Below are 18,089 nucleotides of genomic sequence, written 5' to 3' on the forward strand. Positions count from 1 at the left end.
CACCATGCCAGCCGTCGGAGGAAAAGGACTTCCGCTCGCTTTGCGCTTGTACAAATCTCGCCTGCTGGGGCTGACGCTCGGCTTTGTGTGCGTGGCGTTCGGCATGTATCCGTTGAACCCCTCCCTGTGGGTATGGGCTTGGATGCTGGTCAATGCCTTTGCGTGGCCGCACCTGGCTTTTCAATGCTCGTTGCGCTCGGCCAATACCTTGCGCAGCGAACGCCGCAGCCTGCTGTTCGATTCCTTTTGCGGTGGGTTCTGGGTTGGCGCGATGCACTTCAACCCGCTGCCCAGCGTCACCACCCTGTCGATGATGAGCATGAACAACGTCGCCATCGGCGGGCCGCGCTTCCTGTTCGCGGGTTGGGTGGCGCAGGCACTGGGACTGGGCACCGCGTTGTTGCTGTTCACACCTGGGTTTGTCGCCCTGACCACCCAGGCCCAGCTGTATGCCTGCCTGCCGATCCTGATGCTGTATCCCCTGGCCCTGGGCTGGATCTGCTATCGCCAGGCCGTCACCTTGGCCCGGCACAAACGTGAACTGCTGGCCTTGAGCCGCACCGACAGCCTGTCGGGCCTGCTCAACCACGGCGCCTGGAAGGACCATCTGGACCTCGAATTTCAACGTTGCCGCCGTGGCCCGGCCGGTGCCGCCATCGCGTTGATCGACATCGACCACTTCAAGACCATCAACGACACCTACGGCCATGTGACCGGCGATATCGTCCTGCGCCAACTGAGCAAGGTGCTGCGCCAGAACCTGCGCACCACCGACCTGGCCGGCCGTTATGGCGGTGATGAGTTCTGCGTGATCCTGCCCGATATGCCCCTCAACCGTGCCACCGAGGTGATGGAGGCCTTGCGCGGTCGCTTCAACGCCTTGGCCTACGCCCAGGACCCAACACTGCGAGTGAGCCTGAGCATCGGCCTGGCGCCGTACCAGCCGAGCCACGCCGACTCCATCAGTTGGCTCAACGATGCCGACCAGGCGCTGTATGAAGCCAAGAGCAGCGGGCGCAACCGGGTCAGCTCGGTACAGGGCAGTTGGTTGCGGTCAGTTTAGTGGGGTAGGGTGGCGGGGCATCCTCCAACAAAAAACAAGGATCGGTCCATGTTCTTCACCTTCCCGCGTACCCTGTTGGCCGCTACCCTGGCCTTGTCTTTCAGCCTGCCGGCCTACAGCGCCGAGCCTCATAAACAGATCCAGCAACAGGCCGAACAATACAAGGCCCAAGCCCTGAAGCTGCTGGAGCGCCTGGTGAATATCGACTCGGGCTCAGGCTACGAGCCGGGCCTGACCCAAGTGCGCGATATCGCCGTGGACGAGTTGAAACAGTTGGGTTTCACCATCGAATTGGTGCCGGATAAAGCCGCCAACAACAGCCATGTGGTCGCCACCCTCAAAGGCACCGGCAAGGCCAAGATCCTGCTGATGGCCCATATGGACACCGTATTCAAGGAAGGCTCGGCTGCCGAGCGCCCCTTCCACATCAAGGACGGCCGCGCCTACGGCCCCGGCGTGATGGATGACAAGGGCGGCATCGTCGCGGGCATCTATGCGCTCAAAGTCCTCAAAAGCCAGGGTTTCAAGGACTACGCGCAGATCACCTTCCTGCTCGACGCCAGCGAAGAAACCGGCTCCGACGCCGCCTCCGAACTGATCCGCAACACTGCCAAGGGCCACGACGTGACCCTGAACCTGGAACCCGGCCGCCCCGCCGACGGCCTGGTGGTGTGGCGCAAAGGCAGCGCCACCGCCGTGGTCGAAGTCAAAGGCAAGGCCGCCCACGCCGGCGTCGCCCCGGAACTGGGACGCAACGCCGCCATGGAAGCCGCGCACCAGATCCTGCAACTGGGCAAACTTGGCGATGAAGACAAGAAAACCACCATCAACTTCACCGTGCTCAAGGCCGGTGACCGCACCAACGTCATCCCTGACCAAGCCACCGCCAAGGCCGACGTGCGTGCGGCCTTGCCGGAAGAGTTCGACCGGATCGAGAAAGACCTGGCCCGGGTTTCAGCCAACAAATTGATCCCGGAAACCGAAGTGAACACCAGCCTGCAGCGCGGCCTGCCACCGATGCCGCAGACGGCCGAGTCGGATAAGTTGGTGGCGATGGCCCAAGGGATTTATGGCGAACTGGGACGCAAGTTGACCATCGAAGGCAGCGGCGGCGCGGCGGATGCCAGCTTGTCCGCCGGGGTAGGCACGCCGACGTTGGATGGGTTTGGGATAGTGGGGGGCAATATTCACACCCCGGAGGAATATGCCGAGGTGGAGAGTGTGGTGCCGCGGGTTTATTTGTTGAGTCGGATGATTATGGAGTTGTCCAAGCGCTGATCAGATCGAACGAAGCGGGTTTGAGTGTGGGAGGAATGCCAGTCAGGTAAACGCAGATCCCCTGTGGGAGCGGGCTTGCCCGCGAAGGCGGTGTGTCAGTCGCTGCATGTGTTACTGCACTACCGCTTTCGCAGGCAAGCCAGCTCCCACATTTGATCTTTTTTGCTTTGAGCGTTGCGTTCGCCTGACTGATCGGTATTCGGGGGTGATTGTGATGGGGCAGTTTGCACATGAATTGGCTGGCCCGCGCTGATCAGATCGCTGGATTTCGAAGCGAAGCTAAAGGTTGGCAAACCCTGATGTCAGTCTGTTAAAAGCATGTGTAGGAGCGAGCTTGCTCGCGAAAAATTCACAGGCGCCGCGTTTATTCAGGCAGCACACGTTATCGTTGATGTTTTTCGCGAGCAAGCTCGCTTCTACAACAGGTGACGATGACGCTCTAACTGACCGGCATTTGGGCTTGCCCCCTCCCACATTGAGTACTCGGTGTATTCAATGTGGAAGTCACCATGTGGCAGGGTCTTCGAGGCTGGCTTTTTGGAGGTCTTCTTTCCACCATTCATTAGTTAATCTATAAATTTCTTCGAAAAAACCTTTTGGATTGTCCATTTCACTCCATCCCCACGGCAGGGTGCAATAATAGCCGGGAGCCTGTCTCAATAAGTGCGAAAAATCAAAGGTTTCGTCGCTAAGTGCAGCCCCCAATTTGTCGCATAAAACCTTGCGATGTCGATAGCTTAGATCTGAAGATTTCTCAATTATGTATTTTTCGATCAGTCGTCTTCTGTCTGTGTCAAGGTTGATGTCGTAACGTGCAAACTCTTCACCTAAAGTCTCTTCGCGATCATAAATATCGAACGGGCTGAGTAAGTGCCGAAGTTTCGGTGCGTACGGGATATCTAGAAAAGGGTGTTTCAGCATTGGTCATTACCCACAGGGAATACGGTATAAAGTTCTTTGGTTTCGCGATCAAATTTTGCGATCGCTGCATCCATGTTTTCATCAAGTATTGGATTGTTTCGGTCAGAAGGGTTTGGTATGTATCCTCTTCCGCAACCCTGCATTTCGATTCGGACAACTGGGTTGCCGTAGTAATCTTCCCCGGTAAAAGGCGGTAGGTTGCGTTCTGCTCTGGTGGTTACCTCATTTAGTACAGCGAGTTGCGCTCGATGACTTTTAAACTGCGTACTTAACTGCATAGGATTTTTCCTTTAGTGGCGGTGCTGATTTGTTTAGGGGGGCGATCGATTATTGTTTGAGGAGTAAGTGGTTCTCAATTTTTCTTACGATGTGGCTCAGCCAAAGCGGCCCTGATGCCCACTCGTGCGGATAATAATAATAGCAATATTGTTTGTGTAGCAGGTTCTCCAAAAGATTTGATTCGTTTGTATAGTATTTGAGCAGTTCTAGAATTTCTTCTTTTACGGTGGTGATTACATCCGTAGATGAGACTAGTAGAAAAGCATCAATGACCTCGTCAGCTGTGGCGTGCTCATCTACCCAGTCTTGATGGAAGTAAGCTCCAAAGAATTGCTGAAGTTCAGTTAGTTGGTTGTTCATTTTTCTATTGGGTATCCTGTCAGTAAAAGGTAGCCGTCTGGCATTTTTGGTTTTCGAATTAAAACTAGCATAAACTTATAAACAGGTATGGATTCTGTGGTGCCTCTTATAACGCTCAACCCTACGGGTTGGCTCGAATGCTCTCTGATAATATGCTTGTCCTTCGTTCCTTGTAGGAATTTGGATATTTCCTGACTGTGCGAAGCCAAGCTTTTGGATACAAGTGCTTCTGCGTCTTCTAAAGTTTTGAACGTAGACGCTGCAGGTATATGTGGCTTCACCTCAAGCCTTTCTACCAATTGATAGTCAGTCCGCTCTACGTGCTTCTTAATCAGATGTCCGCCTGCTTTTTCATGCCCGTCTAGTACGCCGCTGGGTATTTTTTTTGCTGGAGCGTCGATTTTTGAGCCAGGACAAATTCCAACCTTACAGCTCAGCCCTAAGGGATCTACCCATCCCGTCGGATTGGGCACATACCGGTACCCATTGATCCCTCCCGCCAACTTCACCGGATCTGGCGTCAGGTAGCGACCAATATCTGGATAGTAGTAGCGATGGCGGTTGTAATGCAGCCCGCTTTCCGCATCGAAATACTGCCCTTGAAACCGCAGTGGGTTGTCGATTTTGCCCACGTCGAGCCGGGCGATCTGGCCGTAGGCGCGGTAGTGGGCGGACCAGACGATTTCGCCTTCGGGGCTGGTCAGTTCCTGCGGGGTGCCGAGGTGGTCGAGTTGGTAGTGGTAGGGCTTGGTTTCTTTTGGGCCGAAACCGTCCAATAGTGCCAATGGGCGGAAGCTGCCGGGCTCGTAGAGGTAGCTGCGATGGCGCTCTGCATGGTGTTCGGCAATCAGCTTGTCGCCTTGCCAGAAAAACTCGGTGGTCTTGGCGTCCACGGTTTTGCTGATGCGACGTCCAAATGGGTCATAGCGATAGCTGGCGGTTTGGCCGTTGGGCGTTGTAACCCCGACTAACCGATGCTGGCAGTCGTAGCGGTACTCAGTGACAAGTTGCTGGCCCTTGCCGCGTCGTTCGCGGATGAGGTTGCCGAAGGCGTCGTAGTCGTAATGACGGTCGCCCTGGATCATCAGGCGGTTGGCCGCAACGATGTCCGGGCCGGGGCGGTCTTGCATGAGCAGGTTGCCGGCGGGGTTGTGGCCGAAGCGTTCCTGTACGTCCTGCGAGTGATCGGCGCGGGTCAGGCGGGCGAGGGGGGCGTAGCGGTAGTCGTGTTGGCCTTTGCGGGTGTCGAGCAGGCGGGTGAGGTTGCCGGCTTTGTCGTAGTCGTATTGGCGTTGGTAGAGGTGGTTTTGTTGCTGCGTTACCGCATGGGCGTGCAGGCGGTGTTGGTCGTCGTAGTGGTAGTGGCTGAGCACTTGGCCTTGCTGGCGCTGATGCTCTCGACCGCTCTTGAATAGGTGCGAGGTAAGCACTTCACCGTTGAGTTCGATGGTGGCGAGGTGGCCGCCTTTGTCGTGGTTGAAGGTGACGCGGTTGTTGTCCGGCAGGCACAAGGTTTTAAGCTGCCCGCAGGCGTCGTAGCCGTAGCGCAGGGTGCCCCAGCCTTGGTGTTCGGCGGTGAGGCGGTTTTGGCGGTCGTATTCGTAGGCCAACGCCCAGTGGCCGTCCTCGACGCTGAGGAGGTTGCCTTGGCGGTCGTAGGCATAGTCGACAATGCTGGCATCGGGCAGGATTTTTCGGACGAGGCGCCCGGCGTGGTCGCGCTCGTAACGGGTGATTAGCTGACTGCCATCGTCGCCGTATTCGGTCTTTTCCAGCAGGTTGCCGTTGAGGTCGTAGGCATAGGCGGTGCGCTGGCCGTCGAAGCCGGTTTCCTGCCGGATCAGGCCATTGGGGTGGTAGTCGAGTTGGTAGGTTTCGCCGGCTTCGTTTTCGATCTCGGTGAGCAGCAGCCGGGCGTTGTCGTAGCGGTACTTGACCTGGGTGCCGTCGGCGTTGAGACGGCGGCTGATCAGGTGCAGGCCGTCGGCGTATTCATAGCGGGTGACGTGGCCCAGTTCGTCGCGTTCGGCGATGATTTTGCCGTAGGGGTTGTAGCTGAATTCCCTACAACTACCGCCTGGCAATACAAGACGAATCAACCTGCCGACGCAGTCCCAGTGATATTGCGTCAGCGCACCATGCTCATCCTCACAGGCAACTTGCCGCCCCAGATCGTCATAGCGATAACGCTTGATCCCACCATTGGGCAATTGCTCCTCAAGCAGTTGCCCGCGTTCGTTCCACACCAGCCGCTGGCAACTGCTGTCGGGATACCAAACCCCAACTAATTGCCCATGTTTGTCATAGCTGTAGTCAGTCGAATTGCCATCCGGGTCAATCTTGCGGATGACATCGCCCTGAACATTGCGCTCATATTTCCAGACCGCCTCCCCACGCCTGACAACCCGAACAAAACCGTTGTCATGTTCGTAGGAAGTCGGCTCATCATCCCCCGGAAACAGCGCCACCAAGCGTCCGGCGTCGTCATATTGATAGGCCGTCACCGCGCCCATCGGGTCTTGCTCGACGGTCAGCCGGCCCTGGTCGTCGTAGGATTTGAAATGCGTGGCACCATCCGGATCAATCCTCTGTACCAGCCGCGCCCGCTGATCATGGACATACACTTCCTGGCTACCATCGGCGTTATGCACGGTGACGCGCCCGTCATCGCCCCAGGCATAACGCGTGTCCATCTGCGAAAAACTCGCCCAATGCCGAACGCAGCGCGCCGCCTTGCCAGCGTGTTCCCATTCCCAATAGAAACTCGCGCCTCCGGCCAACTGCCGCTCGAGAATGACGTGCTGATCGTCGTACCGATAACGCTCGCTTTCCCCGACAGCATTGGTCGCGCAGACCAGTCGTCCGTGTTCGTCATAGGCGTAGGAAACAAGGTTCTGCTCGGTCTCCCACACGTAGGGCTCACGCCCTTTGGCGCGATGCACCTGATAGTCCACCGCGACGATGCGACCCAACTCATAACGCAGCAGCAACGAACGACCGGCGCCGTTATCCAGCCGCTCAATCCGCCCTGAACGATCCCGGCAAAGGCGCAGGCGGTTGTCATACGCGTCGCTGATCGAGACCAGCACACCGTCGCGAAAGTGATAAAAACGCGAGGCCTGGGCCAGCACCAACTCGTCAGGCGCCGAACCCAAATAGATCGCCGCTTCCGCCAGGCTATTGGTGATCGCGGGCCGAGAGTCGGTGGGCAATGGAAACTGCGTATGGCGGTTCTCATGATCGGTCCACACCACCGAATCGCCCGACACCACCAGCCGATGAGCCAGCGCATGACTCCAGCCAAACCCCAACCCACAATCAATGTCCACCGCACTGGTGCGGTACAGCCTCGTCCACTCAAACGGCAAGATCCCATCCAGCACGCCATCGGTGAGGGTCAGCAATTCCTCGCCGGTGACCATCGACACCGGGCAGCCGTGAGTGACTGTTTTATCCGCAGGCGCCGCCGCATCGCCCTTCGGATTCGACGCCATGGCCGGCACATCATCGACAGGCTCCTGACGAACCAACGTCGTGCGCTGGGCCTTGCCGCGCACCATCGGCACCGGGTTCGAAACCAGCGTATCGCCCGCCTTCAACGGCACAGCCGGCACCGTCTTAATCGGCGTCGCCGCACTGCTCAGCAACACCGGCTTGGCGGCCTCGACATGGGTTTCCAGCCGAGGCCCCGCCACCTGCTTGGCCAGCAACTCCAACAACGCCCGCGCCCGCCCGGACTTGACGCCACTAAGCACCTGAGCACCCAGGCGCAGCTGTACTCCAATACCCCGTGTGGCCCAGATCAGCAGCAAGTTGATCAACACTTCGCCGGTGATTTCACCCAGCAGTTCGTACATGTCGGGTGGCGGCAGCATGCGTACCCAGGCCACCAGCGCCGACAGGTAGATAAACAACAGCGGCTCATCACTGAGTACCAGCAACCCCTTGGCCAGCGTGTCTTTGCCCAGTTTGAGCAGTGCATCCAGCTCGGCCTGGGACAGGTATTTCAGCAACGTTTCGCTGTTGGACTTGAGGTTGGCGAGCAGGTCGTACAGCTCGGTGATGTTGTCCCACAGGTTGTAGAGCGCCTTGCCCAGCCCGGTCGCAAAGGCAATGCCCTGAATGCCGCTACGCTTGTAGGCTGGCGCTTTGGCAAAGTCTGTCCATCGAGGCTTGAAGTGCTCGGCCCATGCCGTGCGCAAATCCGCTTCCAGCCCGGCGATCACAGACTCATAGGACGCATACAGCGCCTGGACGTGAGCCTTGGAAACAGTGGGGTAAAAGGTGATTTCGTACTGTTGGTCGCGGCTACAGTCGCTGACTTCAAGAATGCCGCTGGGGCCAATGGTCCGATGCAGTGGCGCGCCTACCGGGCTGCCGTCCTGTGCAACGGCTTGCAGCCTCACGGGCGTGTTGCCGATAGGCACGAACTGCGTGCTTTCGAAAAGATGCACCAAGGTCAGCCCGCCCTGGGCTTTGCATTGAGCGACGGTGCGGCTGGGTTTGTCGGAAGAGATCGGCGCGACCAGTGCGACGTCTTCCCCAACCTTGAACACCTGCTCCACGCTAAGTGCCGAACCACTTAAAAAGCTGTCGGTCCACTTATCAAAGGTATTCAGGCAGGTACGCAAATCCGCGAATACGCGCTCAACCTTCGGCGCTTCGGGATCCATCGGCACCAGCATCAGGTTGGCCAGCACCGCGATCAAGAGACAGCCCCATTCATCAGGGCTCTAACGAACACCACCATCTGCAATCCCTCGCACTGTTTGATCAGGCGAGGGACTTTGCAGAGGTTTACAGGGGAGGGGAGTAGAGCTTATCCGGCAGTTACGTGGGACGTTTCAGCAACCTTGTCGCGCAGTACCAGGCTGCACAGCGCCGGCAGAAACAACAGCGTCAACACCGTGCCCACCAGCACACCGCCAATCAGCACATAAGCCAGCGACGACCAGAACACCGACAGCGTCAGCGGAATGAACGCCAGCGCCGCTGCCAGTGCGGTAAGGATTACCGGCCGCGCGCGCCGTACCGTGGCTTCGATGATGGCCTCGCGAATTGCCATGCCGTGGTCCTGGTTCTGGCGGATCTGGTCGGTGAAGATCAGCGTATTGCGCATCAGAATGCCGCCGATGCCAATCAGGCCCAGGATCGCGTTGAAGCCGAACGGCTGGTTGAACAGCAACAAGGTCGGCACTGCGCCAATCAGGCCCAAAGGCGCGGTAGCGAACACCATGAACATCACGCCGAACGAGCGCACCTGGAACATGATCACCGTGAGGGTCAGCAGGATCATGATCGGGAACAGCGCCGCCAGGGCGACGTTGGCCTTGGCGCTTTCCTCAACCGGGCCGCCGATGTCGATTTTGTACCCGCTGGGCAGTTTGGCGATCAGTGGCTGCAGGTCTTTGTACACGGCCATTTCCACATCGGGCGGTTGTACGCCGTCGATGATGTCGGCGCGCACTTCCACGGTGGTGGCGCGGTCGCGGCGCTTGAGGATCGGCTCTTCCATTACCGCCTGGAAATGCCCGACCTGGGCCAGCGGCACCGACGTACCGGCGCTGTTGGTCAGCGTCATGTTGTTGAGGTTGGCCAGGTCTTCGCGTTGGCTGCCTTGGGCGCGGGCCACCACTGAGACGGTGCGGTTGCCTTCGCGGACTTCGGTGATCGGGTTGCCGCTGAGCAGGGCGTTGAGTTGGGACTTGACCTCGTCGGGGGTAAAACCCAGCAAGCGCAAGCGATCCTGGTCCAGCACCAGGCGATAACCGCTGGCACGTTCGCCCCATTCGAGGAAGGTGTCCCTGGTCAGCGTGTTGCCAGCCACAACCTGACGCACGTCTTCCGACAGCCCGCGCAGCACATTCAGGTCCGGCCCGGAGACGCGGAACACCACCGGGAACGGCACCGGCGGTCCGAAGACGAGCTGCGTGACCCGTACCCGCGCCGACGAAAATTCGCCTGCTGCAATGCGCTCGCGCATCCGCAGTTTCAGTGCGTCGCGGGCGTGGGAATCCGGGGTTTGCACAATCAATTTGGCAAACGCCGGGTCGGGCATTTCAGGGTTCAACGACAGGAAAAACCGCGGTGCACCGCCCCCCACATAGGTGTCGACCATACTGGTCTGCGGCTCTTGCAACAGCGCCTTCTCCACCTGCGCCGCCACGGCTTCGGTGCTTTTGAAGGCGCTGCCGGGTGGCATATACACTTCCACAATCAGTTCCGAGCGGTCGGAGTCCGGGAAGAACTGTTTCTTCACCACCGCCATACCCAGGCCGCACACCACGAACGCGGCCACCACCAGCCCGGTCACCAGCCAGCGCCCGCGCACGCAAGCCTCCACCAGGCTGCGCAGTTTCTGGTAGTAGCGCCCGGCATAAATCGCATCATGCCCGCCGGGCACTGGCTTGATCTGCGGCAACAACTTCACGCCCAGGTAGGGCGTGAACACCACGGCCACCAGCCAGGATGAAATCAGCGCGAAACCCACGATCCAGAAGATATTGCCGGCGTATTCACCCGCCCCGGAGCGCGCAAACCCAACCGGCAGAAAGCCGATGATGGTGACCAGGGTGCCGGTCAGCATCGGCGCCGCCGTGGAGCTCCAGGCGTAGGTGGCCGCGTGGATGCGGTCAAAGCCTTCTTCGAGTTTGACCACCATCATCTCGATGGCAATGATCGCGTCGTCCACCAACAGGCCCAGGGAGATGATCAATGCCCCGAGGGTCACGCGGTCGAATTCGCGGCCCGTGACCAGCATGATCACGAACACGATCGACAGCGTCAGCGGCACGGCCGCCGCCACCACCAGCCCCACGCGAAAGCCCAGGGCCAATAGGCTGATCAGCATCACCACCGCCAGGGCGACGAAGAATTTGAGCATGAATTCATTGACTGCCAGGCTGATGTTTTTCGCCTGGTCGGAGACCTTGGCGAAGTTCACGCCCAGGGGCAGGTCGGCCTGAATCCGCGCTTCTTCGGCTTGCAGGCTCTTGTCCAATTCCAGGCCGTTCCAGTGCTTCTCCATGATCACGCCCAGCATCAACGCCGGGTCGCCCTGATGGCGGATGCGATAACTGGGCGGGTCTTCATAACCGCGGCTCACGGTGGCCACATCGGCGATGCGCAATACGCGGCCATTGACTTGCAGGGGCACGTTCTCGATCAAGGCCAGGCTGTCGAACGCGCCGTCGATGCGGATATAAGCGCGGGCGCCCGCCGTTTCGACGAAGCCTGAGGGCGCCACGGCGTTTTGTGCGGCGAGGGCGGCGAAGATCTGTTCGGGCTTGATGCCCAGGGTTGCCAGGCGTTCATAGGAAAACTCCACAAACACGCGCTGGGCCTGCTCGCCAAGGATATTGACCTTCTTCACCCCCGGCAGGTTGAGCAAACCCTGGCGCAGTTCCTCGGCCATTTGCACCTGTTGACGGTGGGGCAGGTGTTCGGCTTCCAGGGCGTACAACGCAAAGTACACGTCGGAATATTCATCGTTGAAAAACGGCCCGATCACGCCCTTGGGCAGGCGCGTGGCTTCGTCGCTGAGTTTTTTGCGGGTCTGGTAGAACAGTTCCTGGATTTCGCTCGGGCGTGTGGACTCCAGGAAGGTCATGCGCATCGACACAAAGCCTGGCTGGGCGATGGTCTCGACGCGGTCGTAGTAGTCCAGTTCCTGTAGGCGTTTTTCCAGGCGGTCGGCCACTTGCTCCTGCATCTCCTGGGCGGTGGCGCCGGGCCAGGCGGCGGTGATGGTCATGACCTTGACGGTAAACGAAGGGTCTTCGGCGCGCCCCAGCTTGCCGAACGCGAAGACCCCGGCAACGAGGATCGCAATCAGCAAGAACAAGGTGACGGCGCGGTGTTTGACGGCCAGTTCGGAGAGGTTGATCCCGCGCATACTCAATGGTCCTGCTGACGGTTGAGGGCCAGCGCCTGGGCGGGCAGCAAGCGCACCGTGTCGCCGCTGTGCAGCAGGTGAGCGCCGAGGGCGACGATGGTTTGGCCGGGTGTTACGCCGCTGTCGAGCAAGGCGTCTTCCTGGCCGAGGCTGGCGACCTTCACTGGGGCGAAGCTGATCTTTTGGTCATCGCCAATCAGCCAGACGCCCGTGCCTTGCCCCGCATCCTGCAAGGCGCCAATCGGCACGCGGGTTTGCAGCGGCTGGCCATTGCCTTGCAGGCGTACGGTGATGGTGGAGCCGAGGGCGAACCGCTCGACCGGACCCTGCAGCACATAACGTGCGCGGTAGGTGCGGGTGACCGGGTCGGCGCTGGCGGACAGTTCGCGCAGGGTGGCGGTCACGGCCTGGTCCGCTGCGCCAAAGGGAAGCGCCAGGGCTTTTTGCGCGGCCAGGTCACGCCGGTTCTCCGGCAGGTTGACGATGGCTTCGCGGGCGCCGTCATGGGCCAGGCGCGCCACGATTTGCCCTTCGGCCACCACTTGGCCGCGATCGGCCAGTACGTCGGTGATGATGCCGTCGCCATCGGCCTTGAGGACCGAATAAGTGCGACGGTTTTCGATCTGGCTGGCGTCCGATTGCGCCGCGGCCAGTTCGGCCTGGGCGACGCGCAGGTTGGTGGCCGACTGGTCGAAGATCTGCCGCGACACCGCGCCGGTACTGGCCAGGCGTTGGTAACGGTTTTCATCATCACGGCGCTGGCGCAGTTGGGCCTGGGCGGCGTTGACGCGGTTCTTGGCCGAGCGCAGCGCCAGTTCGAAGTCGCCGATGTCCAGCACCAACAGGGTGTCACCACGGGAGACGTGCTGGCCGGGGTCGACCTTGCGCTCGATCACCTTGCCGCTGACCCGAAAGCCCAGGTCACTTTCAGTGCGTGCCGCCACCACGCCGGTATAAGCGCTTTGCTGGGTGCCGGCTGCTTCGACTTTGACGGCCAGCACCGGGCGCGATGTGGGCGCCTGGGCGGCGCTGTCGGCCTTGCTGTTACAACCACTGAGGACCACCAGCAGAGCCAGGGGCGTGAGAAGGCGCAGGGGGAGAGGGGGCATGACGAACTCCAGGGTGACCATAGGGCAAAAAATTATGGACATAATTTTTTGCTCATATTATGGTCGAAATATAAATTAATCCAGCCCCCGGATATTCCCCATGGCAAACGCCCCGGCACCCTCACGCAGCTTGCTGTTCTTGCTGGTTGCCCTCACCGCATTGGGTGAAGTCTCGACGCAACTGATCATCCCCGGCCTGGGTGCCATCGAGCACGCGCTGCAGGCGCCGCAAGGCTCGGCACTGATGGCGCTGTCGGCGTTCGTTGCTGCGTTTGGCCTGGGGCAGCTACTGTTCGGGCCGCTGTCGGATCGCATCGGCCGGCGGCCAGTCTTGATCGGGGGCCTGGCGCTCTACGTAGTGGCGACGCTGGCGATGCTGCTGGTCACCGACATCCAGCAGTTTATCGCCGCTCGGGTGTTGCAAGGCCTGGGCGCGTGCGCCGCGCTGGTACTAGCGCGCACCGTGGTGCGCGATGTGTGGAAAGCCGAGGCGGGCCCGGCCCTGGCGCTGACGATGATCGGCATGTTGTATGCCATCGTCGTTGCGCCGATAGCAGGGGGCTTGCTGATCAAATTACTGGGGTGGCGTGCGCCCATCGCCCTGGCGTTGGTGATCGGCAGCCTGGTGTTATTGCTGGCGCTGCTGTTCTTTCGCGAGAGCAATCATCACCTCGATCCCAGGGCCGCACACTGGCGCACCCTCGGCGGGCAGTATCTGGATCTGCTCAAGGGGCGCCAGTACCGTGCTTACGCGGTGGCCCTGGCGTGTACCTATGGCGCGATGTTTGCAGTGATCGCGGGTTCATCGGCGGTGTTTATCAATCTGCTGGGGTTCAGCAGCCTTGAGTACGGGCTCAACTTCGGGCTGATTGTGTCGATGCTGATCGTCGGCTCCACCTACACCCGGCGTAACATTCAGCGCCTGGGGCCGCAGCGCATTGTGGCGATGGGTGTGACGATGGTGGCGGTGGGCGGGGTGGCAGCCCTGGCGATTTACCTAGTGTTCGGGTTGTCGGTAGTGGGGCTGGATATTCCCATCGCCCTGGTCACGCTCGGCGGCGGCCTGGTGCTGCCGGGATCCGTTACCGGGGCCGTGATGCCCAATGCGCACCGTGCGGGTTTAGCCGCCGGGCTCATGGGATTTGCACAGATGTTCGGCGCCACGTGCAGCGGGTTGCTGCTGAGCCAGTTACGCGATGGCAGTGCCGCGCCGATGATCATTATCCAGGCCGGGCTTGCACTGTCGGCACTGGTTGCCTTTCAACTGCTGCGCCAACGCCAGGTTAAAACGCTGTCCTATATATAGAACAATCAGGGCCATTTTTACCGGCTAGTGCTCAAGGGTGAGGCGATTTAAGGTGTACTCACTTTGGAGGTACACCATGAAAAAGCTGATTGGTATCTACACCAGCCCCCGCGCCCACTGGGTCGGCGATGGCTTTCCGGTACGCACGCTGTTTTCCTACGACACCATGGGCAAGCACATCAGCCCATTCCTGTTGCTGGATCACGCAGGTCCGGCCGAATTCACCCCGACTGAACAACGTCGCGGCGTCGGCCAGCACCCGCATCGCGGTTTTGAAACCGTGACTATCGTCTATGACGGCGAAGTCGAGCACCGCGATTCCACCGGTGCCGGCGGCAAAATCGGCCCAGGTGATGTGCAATGGATGACTGCGGCCAAGGGCATTCTTCACGAGGAGTTCCACTCCACAGACTTCGCCCGTCGCGGCGGCGCACTGGAGATGGTGCAACTGTGGGTCAACCTGCCGGCCAAGGACAAAATGGCGGATGCCGGTTACCAGACCATCGTCGATGGCGACATTCCGGTGCTGCCATTGGCGAACGACGCTGGCCACCTGCGCCTGATCGCCGGGGAATTTGCCGGTACTCAAGGCCCGGCCCGCACCTTCACGCCGATAGACGTGTGGGACTTGCGCCTCAACGCCGGTAAAGCGGTCACGCTGGACCTGCACGCCGGGCGTAACACCGCTTTGGTGGTGCTCAGCGGCACGTTGTTGATCAACGGCGAGGAGGTCGCACGCCAGGGGCAGTTGGCGCTGTTCGAGCGCGACGGTAAGCAACTGACCCTGGAGTCCAACGACGACGCCAAGGTGCTGCTGCTCAGCGGCGAACCCATCGACGAGCCCATCGTCGGCCACGGTCCGTTCGTGATGAATACCGAGCAGGAGATTCACCAGGCATTTGCCGACTTCCAGTCGGGAAAATTCGGGCAGATGCACGCCTGACGGTTCACCGCCACCCCCTGTGGGAGCTGGCTTGCCTGCGATAGCATCATCATGGTGTAGCTGATACACCGCGGTGTGTGCATCGCAGGCAAGCCAGCTCCCACATTTTGTTTCCAGGGTTCTGATTTCATGCGATCTTCTCGGCATTCGCCCTGGAGTCGCCTGGATGCCCTCATTTATCGCTGATCACCCGATGCTGTGCGCCGTGGCGTTGATCCTGATCGACATCGCCGTGTGGCGCCTTATTTCCCCAAACCTTGCCAACTGGAAACTCGCAGCGCGGCTAGTGATCTTTGCGGTGTTCAGTGCCGTATTGTTCAACGACGGCATGAACCCTATGCAGGCGGCGCCCTATGCCGATGACACCACCTTGCACCTGGCCGCCACGGCATTGCAGATCGGCTGGTGGCTGTTTGCGGCGCGTACCCTCACGGTATTGCTCGGCGCAGTGATGATGCAGCGGGTCGGCCATACCGGGCGCTTGTTGCAGGACCTGATGGGCGCGGTGATTTTCCTCATTGCGATCATCGCCGCCATGGCCTATGTGCTCGACCTGCCGGTCAAGGGCGTGCTGGCCACCTCCGGCGCCGTGGCAATCATCGTCGGCCTGGCGTTGCAAAGCACTCTGAGCGATGTGTTTTCCGGGATCGTCCTCAATACCACCAAGCCTTACCAGATCGATGACTGGATCTCCATCGACGGCACCGAAGGCCGTGTCACCGATATCGACTGGCGCGCCACGCGCCTGCAAACCTCTCAGGGCAGCCTGGCGGTGATCCCCAACTCCCTGGCGGCCAAGGCCAAGATCATCAACTTCTCGCGTCCGGCGGACATGTTCGGCCTGGCGGTCAGCCTGCAAGTCAGCCCCCATGCGCGCCCGCAAACCGTGATCGAAGCGCTGGAGCGTGCGATGCAGGGCTGCCGGCCGTTGCTGGCCCAGCCGGCGCCCAGCGTCGCGTTCAAGGCGTCCACCGGCAGTGGCGTGGAGTATGAGATCAGCGGCTTTGTGCCGGCCATGGGCCTCAAGCGCGAAACCCGCAACCAGCTTTACGACCTGGCCTACCGGCATTTGCAGGCGGCAGGCGTGGGCCTGTTGTCCGCCACCGAAGGCAGCACGCCGCCTGCGGTGTCTGGCGCCCGCGCCTTGCTGGAGCGCTCGACGATCTTCTCCACCTTGCGCCAGGAAGAAAAAGACACCTTCAGCCAGAACATGACCCTGCACACCTACCGCGCCGGTGAGATGATCCTGGCGGCGGGGGAGGTCAGCGATCACCTGTTCATCATCGAGTCCGGCGTGGTCTCGGTGCTGTTGATCAAGGACGGGCACACGTTCGAGGCAGGGCGCATGGGCCCGGGGGAGGTGATCGGTGAGTCCGGCATTCTCTCCGACCAGGCGGCGCTGGCGGATTTTTCGGCCAAGACCTACTGCACGCTCTACCGCATCGAAAATGAATACCTCAAGCCGTGCCTCGACGCCCGGCATGATATCGGCGAAGCCATGAAGGCGCTGCTGGACTTCCGCCGCCATGCCGCCCAGGCCCTGACCGAAGACGCGCCCGTGGTACCGGTCAAGAAGGGCTTCATCCAGTGGCTGAGGAACCGCGGCCTGTAGATTGGTCACCTGTTCTTCGCCCGGATTGGCTATTTCTCCAGGACGCCGGGGTGACTAACCTGCTCACCAATCCCACTGTCCTGGAGCAACACCATGCAAACCCGTACCGATTTCTACACCGCTTCCCCAGACGCCATGAAAGCCATGCTCGCCCTGGAAGCGGCAGTCGGCAAACTCTCCATCGAACTGCCACTGCTGGAACTGGTGCGCCTGCGCGTATCGCAGATCAACGGCTGCGCGTTCTGCCTGGACATGCACACCGCCGATGCACGCAAGGGCGGCGAAACCGAGCGGCGCCTGTACACCGTGTCGGCCTGGCGTGAAACCCCGTTCTTCACCCCGCGCGAGCGCGCCGCCCTGGCTTGGGCCGAAAGCCTGACCCTACTCAGCCAGACCCACGCCCCGGATGGAGACTTCGACGCACTGGCCGCCCAATTCAGCCCCCAGGAACAAGTCGACCTGAGCGTCGCCATCGCCACCATCAACAGCTGGAACCGCCTGGCGGTGGGTTTTCGCAAGATGCCCAAGTAAGGCCTTCAGTTGGCTTTGAAATAGCTGCGCGGCGTGGTGCCGGTCATGCCTTTGAAAAAGGCGATCAGTGCACTGTCGCTGGCAAAGCCCAGTTCAAAGGCGCAGTAGCCCAGGCTGCGCCCGGTGGCGAGCAGTTCGATCACCCGCATCAGACGCCACTGTTGGCGCCATTGCTGATACCCCAGGCCGGTTTCCTTGAGGAAAATCCGGCCGATGGTCTTGGTGCTGGCGCCAATGTGCTGTTCCAGGTCCTGCAGCGTGGGGGGCAGGCGGTCGAGCTGGGCTAGCAGCGGCGCCAGGCGCTTGTCCCGTGGCAACGGCAGCAGCATGGGTTGTGCGGCTGCGTGGCGGATTTCATCCAGGCACAGCCCCAACAAATGGGCATAGCGACCCGCCTGCCAATCAGTCTCGAACGGCGCCAGGGCCATGGGCTCCAGCACTGCCCTGAGCAAGGCACTCACTTCGATCACCCGCACCTGGGCCGGTAATTGCTCGGCCAGGGCCGCACTCACATACACCGACCGATAGTCCACCGCCTGCTGCATCACCGCACGATGGGGTAGGCCGCTGGGGATCCAGGCTGCGCGGCTAGGTGGCAACAGGCACAGTTGATTGTCCAGGGTGATGCGCGTGCAACCTTGCTGGGTGAACAGCAGTTGCCCGCGCTGGTGCACATGCAGGCCCGAATCGTGATTGCCCAACACCGCCGCGATGCCGATCACGGGCGCTGAGTAAACATCGGGGTTGAAAGACGCGGTAGCGGCAAGCCAGGCCATGGGTTGTCCGATTTGAT

13 protein-coding genes are annotated in these 18,089 nt (G+C 60.4%); 6 read left to right on the forward strand and 7 right to left on the reverse strand.

The window, feature by feature from the left end:
- Positions 1 to 4 precede the first annotated feature (4 nt).
- Positions 5 to 1,063, forward strand: coding sequence for a diguanylate cyclase (locus AB4P90_RS12155; protein ID WP_014718118.1), 1,059 nt, complete (start codon positions 5 to 7; stop codon positions 1,061 to 1,063).
- Positions 1,064 to 1,111: 48 nt separating this feature from the next.
- Positions 1,112 to 2,341, forward strand: coding sequence for a M20/M25/M40 family metallo-hydrolase (locus tag AB4P90_RS12160; RefSeq protein WP_014718119.1), 1,230 nt, complete (start codon positions 1,112 to 1,114; stop codon positions 2,339 to 2,341).
- A gap of 504 nt (positions 2,342 to 2,845) precedes the next feature.
- On the opposite strand, the gene AB4P90_RS12165 is transcribed toward AB4P90_RS12160, so the two are convergent.
- The 6 genes from AB4P90_RS12165 to AB4P90_RS12190 form a co-directional block, all read right to left on the reverse strand.
- The gene (locus AB4P90_RS12165) at positions 2,846 to 3,262 is read right to left on the reverse strand and encodes a hypothetical protein (protein WP_014718120.1); all 417 of its coding nucleotides are present in this window, start codon (positions 3,260 to 3,262) and stop codon (positions 2,846 to 2,848) included.
- Positions 3,256 to 3,540, reverse strand: coding sequence for a hypothetical protein (locus tag AB4P90_RS12170; RefSeq protein WP_074059145.1), 285 nt, complete (start codon positions 3,538 to 3,540; stop codon positions 3,256 to 3,258). The genes AB4P90_RS12165 and AB4P90_RS12170 overlap by 7 nt, the downstream gene beginning before the upstream one ends.
- A gap of 49 nt (positions 3,541 to 3,589) precedes the next feature.
- On the reverse strand, positions 3,590 to 3,901 hold the full coding sequence (locus tag AB4P90_RS12175) for a contact-dependent growth inhibition system immunity protein (RefSeq protein ID WP_060767278.1): 312 nt from the start codon (positions 3,899 to 3,901) through the stop codon (positions 3,590 to 3,592).
- The gene (locus AB4P90_RS12180; RefSeq protein WP_395606096.1) at positions 3,898 to 8,586 is read right to left on the reverse strand and encodes an RHS repeat-associated core domain-containing protein; all 4,689 of its coding nucleotides are present in this window, start codon (positions 8,584 to 8,586) and stop codon (positions 3,898 to 3,900) included. The genes AB4P90_RS12175 and AB4P90_RS12180 overlap by 4 nt, the downstream gene beginning before the upstream one ends.
- Positions 8,587 to 8,720: 134 nt before the next feature.
- Positions 8,721 to 11,795 carry an efflux RND transporter permease subunit gene (locus AB4P90_RS12185; protein WP_060767328.1) on the reverse strand — a complete coding sequence of 1,025 codons (3,075 nt, stop codon included), beginning with the start codon at positions 11,793 to 11,795 and terminating at the stop codon, positions 8,721 to 8,723.
- 2 nt (positions 11,796 to 11,797) lie between these two features.
- A complete protein-coding gene (locus tag AB4P90_RS12190) occupies positions 11,798 to 12,904 on the reverse strand; it encodes an efflux RND transporter periplasmic adaptor subunit (RefSeq protein ID WP_060767332.1) in 1,107 nt (368 codons plus the stop codon).
- Positions 12,905 to 13,004: 100 nt separating this feature from the next.
- Here AB4P90_RS12190 and AB4P90_RS12195 point away from each other — a divergent pair, with 100 nt between their 5' ends.
- The 4 genes from AB4P90_RS12195 to AB4P90_RS12210 all read left to right on the forward strand — a co-directional run bounded on the left by AB4P90_RS12195 (position 13,005) and on the right by AB4P90_RS12210 (position 17,296).
- The gene (locus AB4P90_RS12195; protein WP_014718125.1) at positions 13,005 to 14,210 is read left to right on the forward strand and encodes a multidrug effflux MFS transporter; all 1,206 of its coding nucleotides are present in this window, start codon (positions 13,005 to 13,007) and stop codon (positions 14,208 to 14,210) included.
- A 76-nt stretch (positions 14,211 to 14,286) separates the two neighbouring features.
- The gene (locus AB4P90_RS12200) at positions 14,287 to 15,153 is read left to right on the forward strand and encodes a pirin family protein (protein WP_014718126.1); all 867 of its coding nucleotides are present in this window, start codon (positions 14,287 to 14,289) and stop codon (positions 15,151 to 15,153) included.
- A 166-nt stretch (positions 15,154 to 15,319) separates the two neighbouring features.
- Positions 15,320 to 16,765, forward strand: a complete 1,446-nt coding sequence (locus tag AB4P90_RS12205) for a mechanosensitive ion channel family protein (protein WP_014718127.1) — start codon at positions 15,320 to 15,322, stop codon at positions 16,763 to 16,765.
- A 93-nt stretch (positions 16,766 to 16,858) separates the two neighbouring features.
- Positions 16,859 to 17,296, forward strand: a complete 438-nt coding sequence (locus AB4P90_RS12210) for a carboxymuconolactone decarboxylase family protein (protein WP_019817347.1) — start codon at positions 16,859 to 16,861, stop codon at positions 17,294 to 17,296.
- 5 nt (positions 17,297 to 17,301) lie between these two features.
- On the opposite strand, the gene AB4P90_RS12215 is transcribed toward AB4P90_RS12210, so the two are convergent.
- Positions 17,302 to 18,072: a helix-turn-helix domain-containing protein gene (locus AB4P90_RS12215; RefSeq protein WP_038449861.1), complete on the reverse strand. Its 771-nt coding sequence runs from the start codon at positions 18,070 to 18,072 to the stop codon at positions 17,302 to 17,304.
- Between the last annotated feature and the right edge of the window lie 17 nt (positions 18,073 to 18,089).

It is taken from the genome of Pseudomonas sp. B16120, from assembly GCF_044218845.1.
Classification (GTDB): domain Bacteria; phylum Pseudomonadota; class Gammaproteobacteria; order Pseudomonadales; family Pseudomonadaceae; genus Aquipseudomonas; species Aquipseudomonas paracarnis.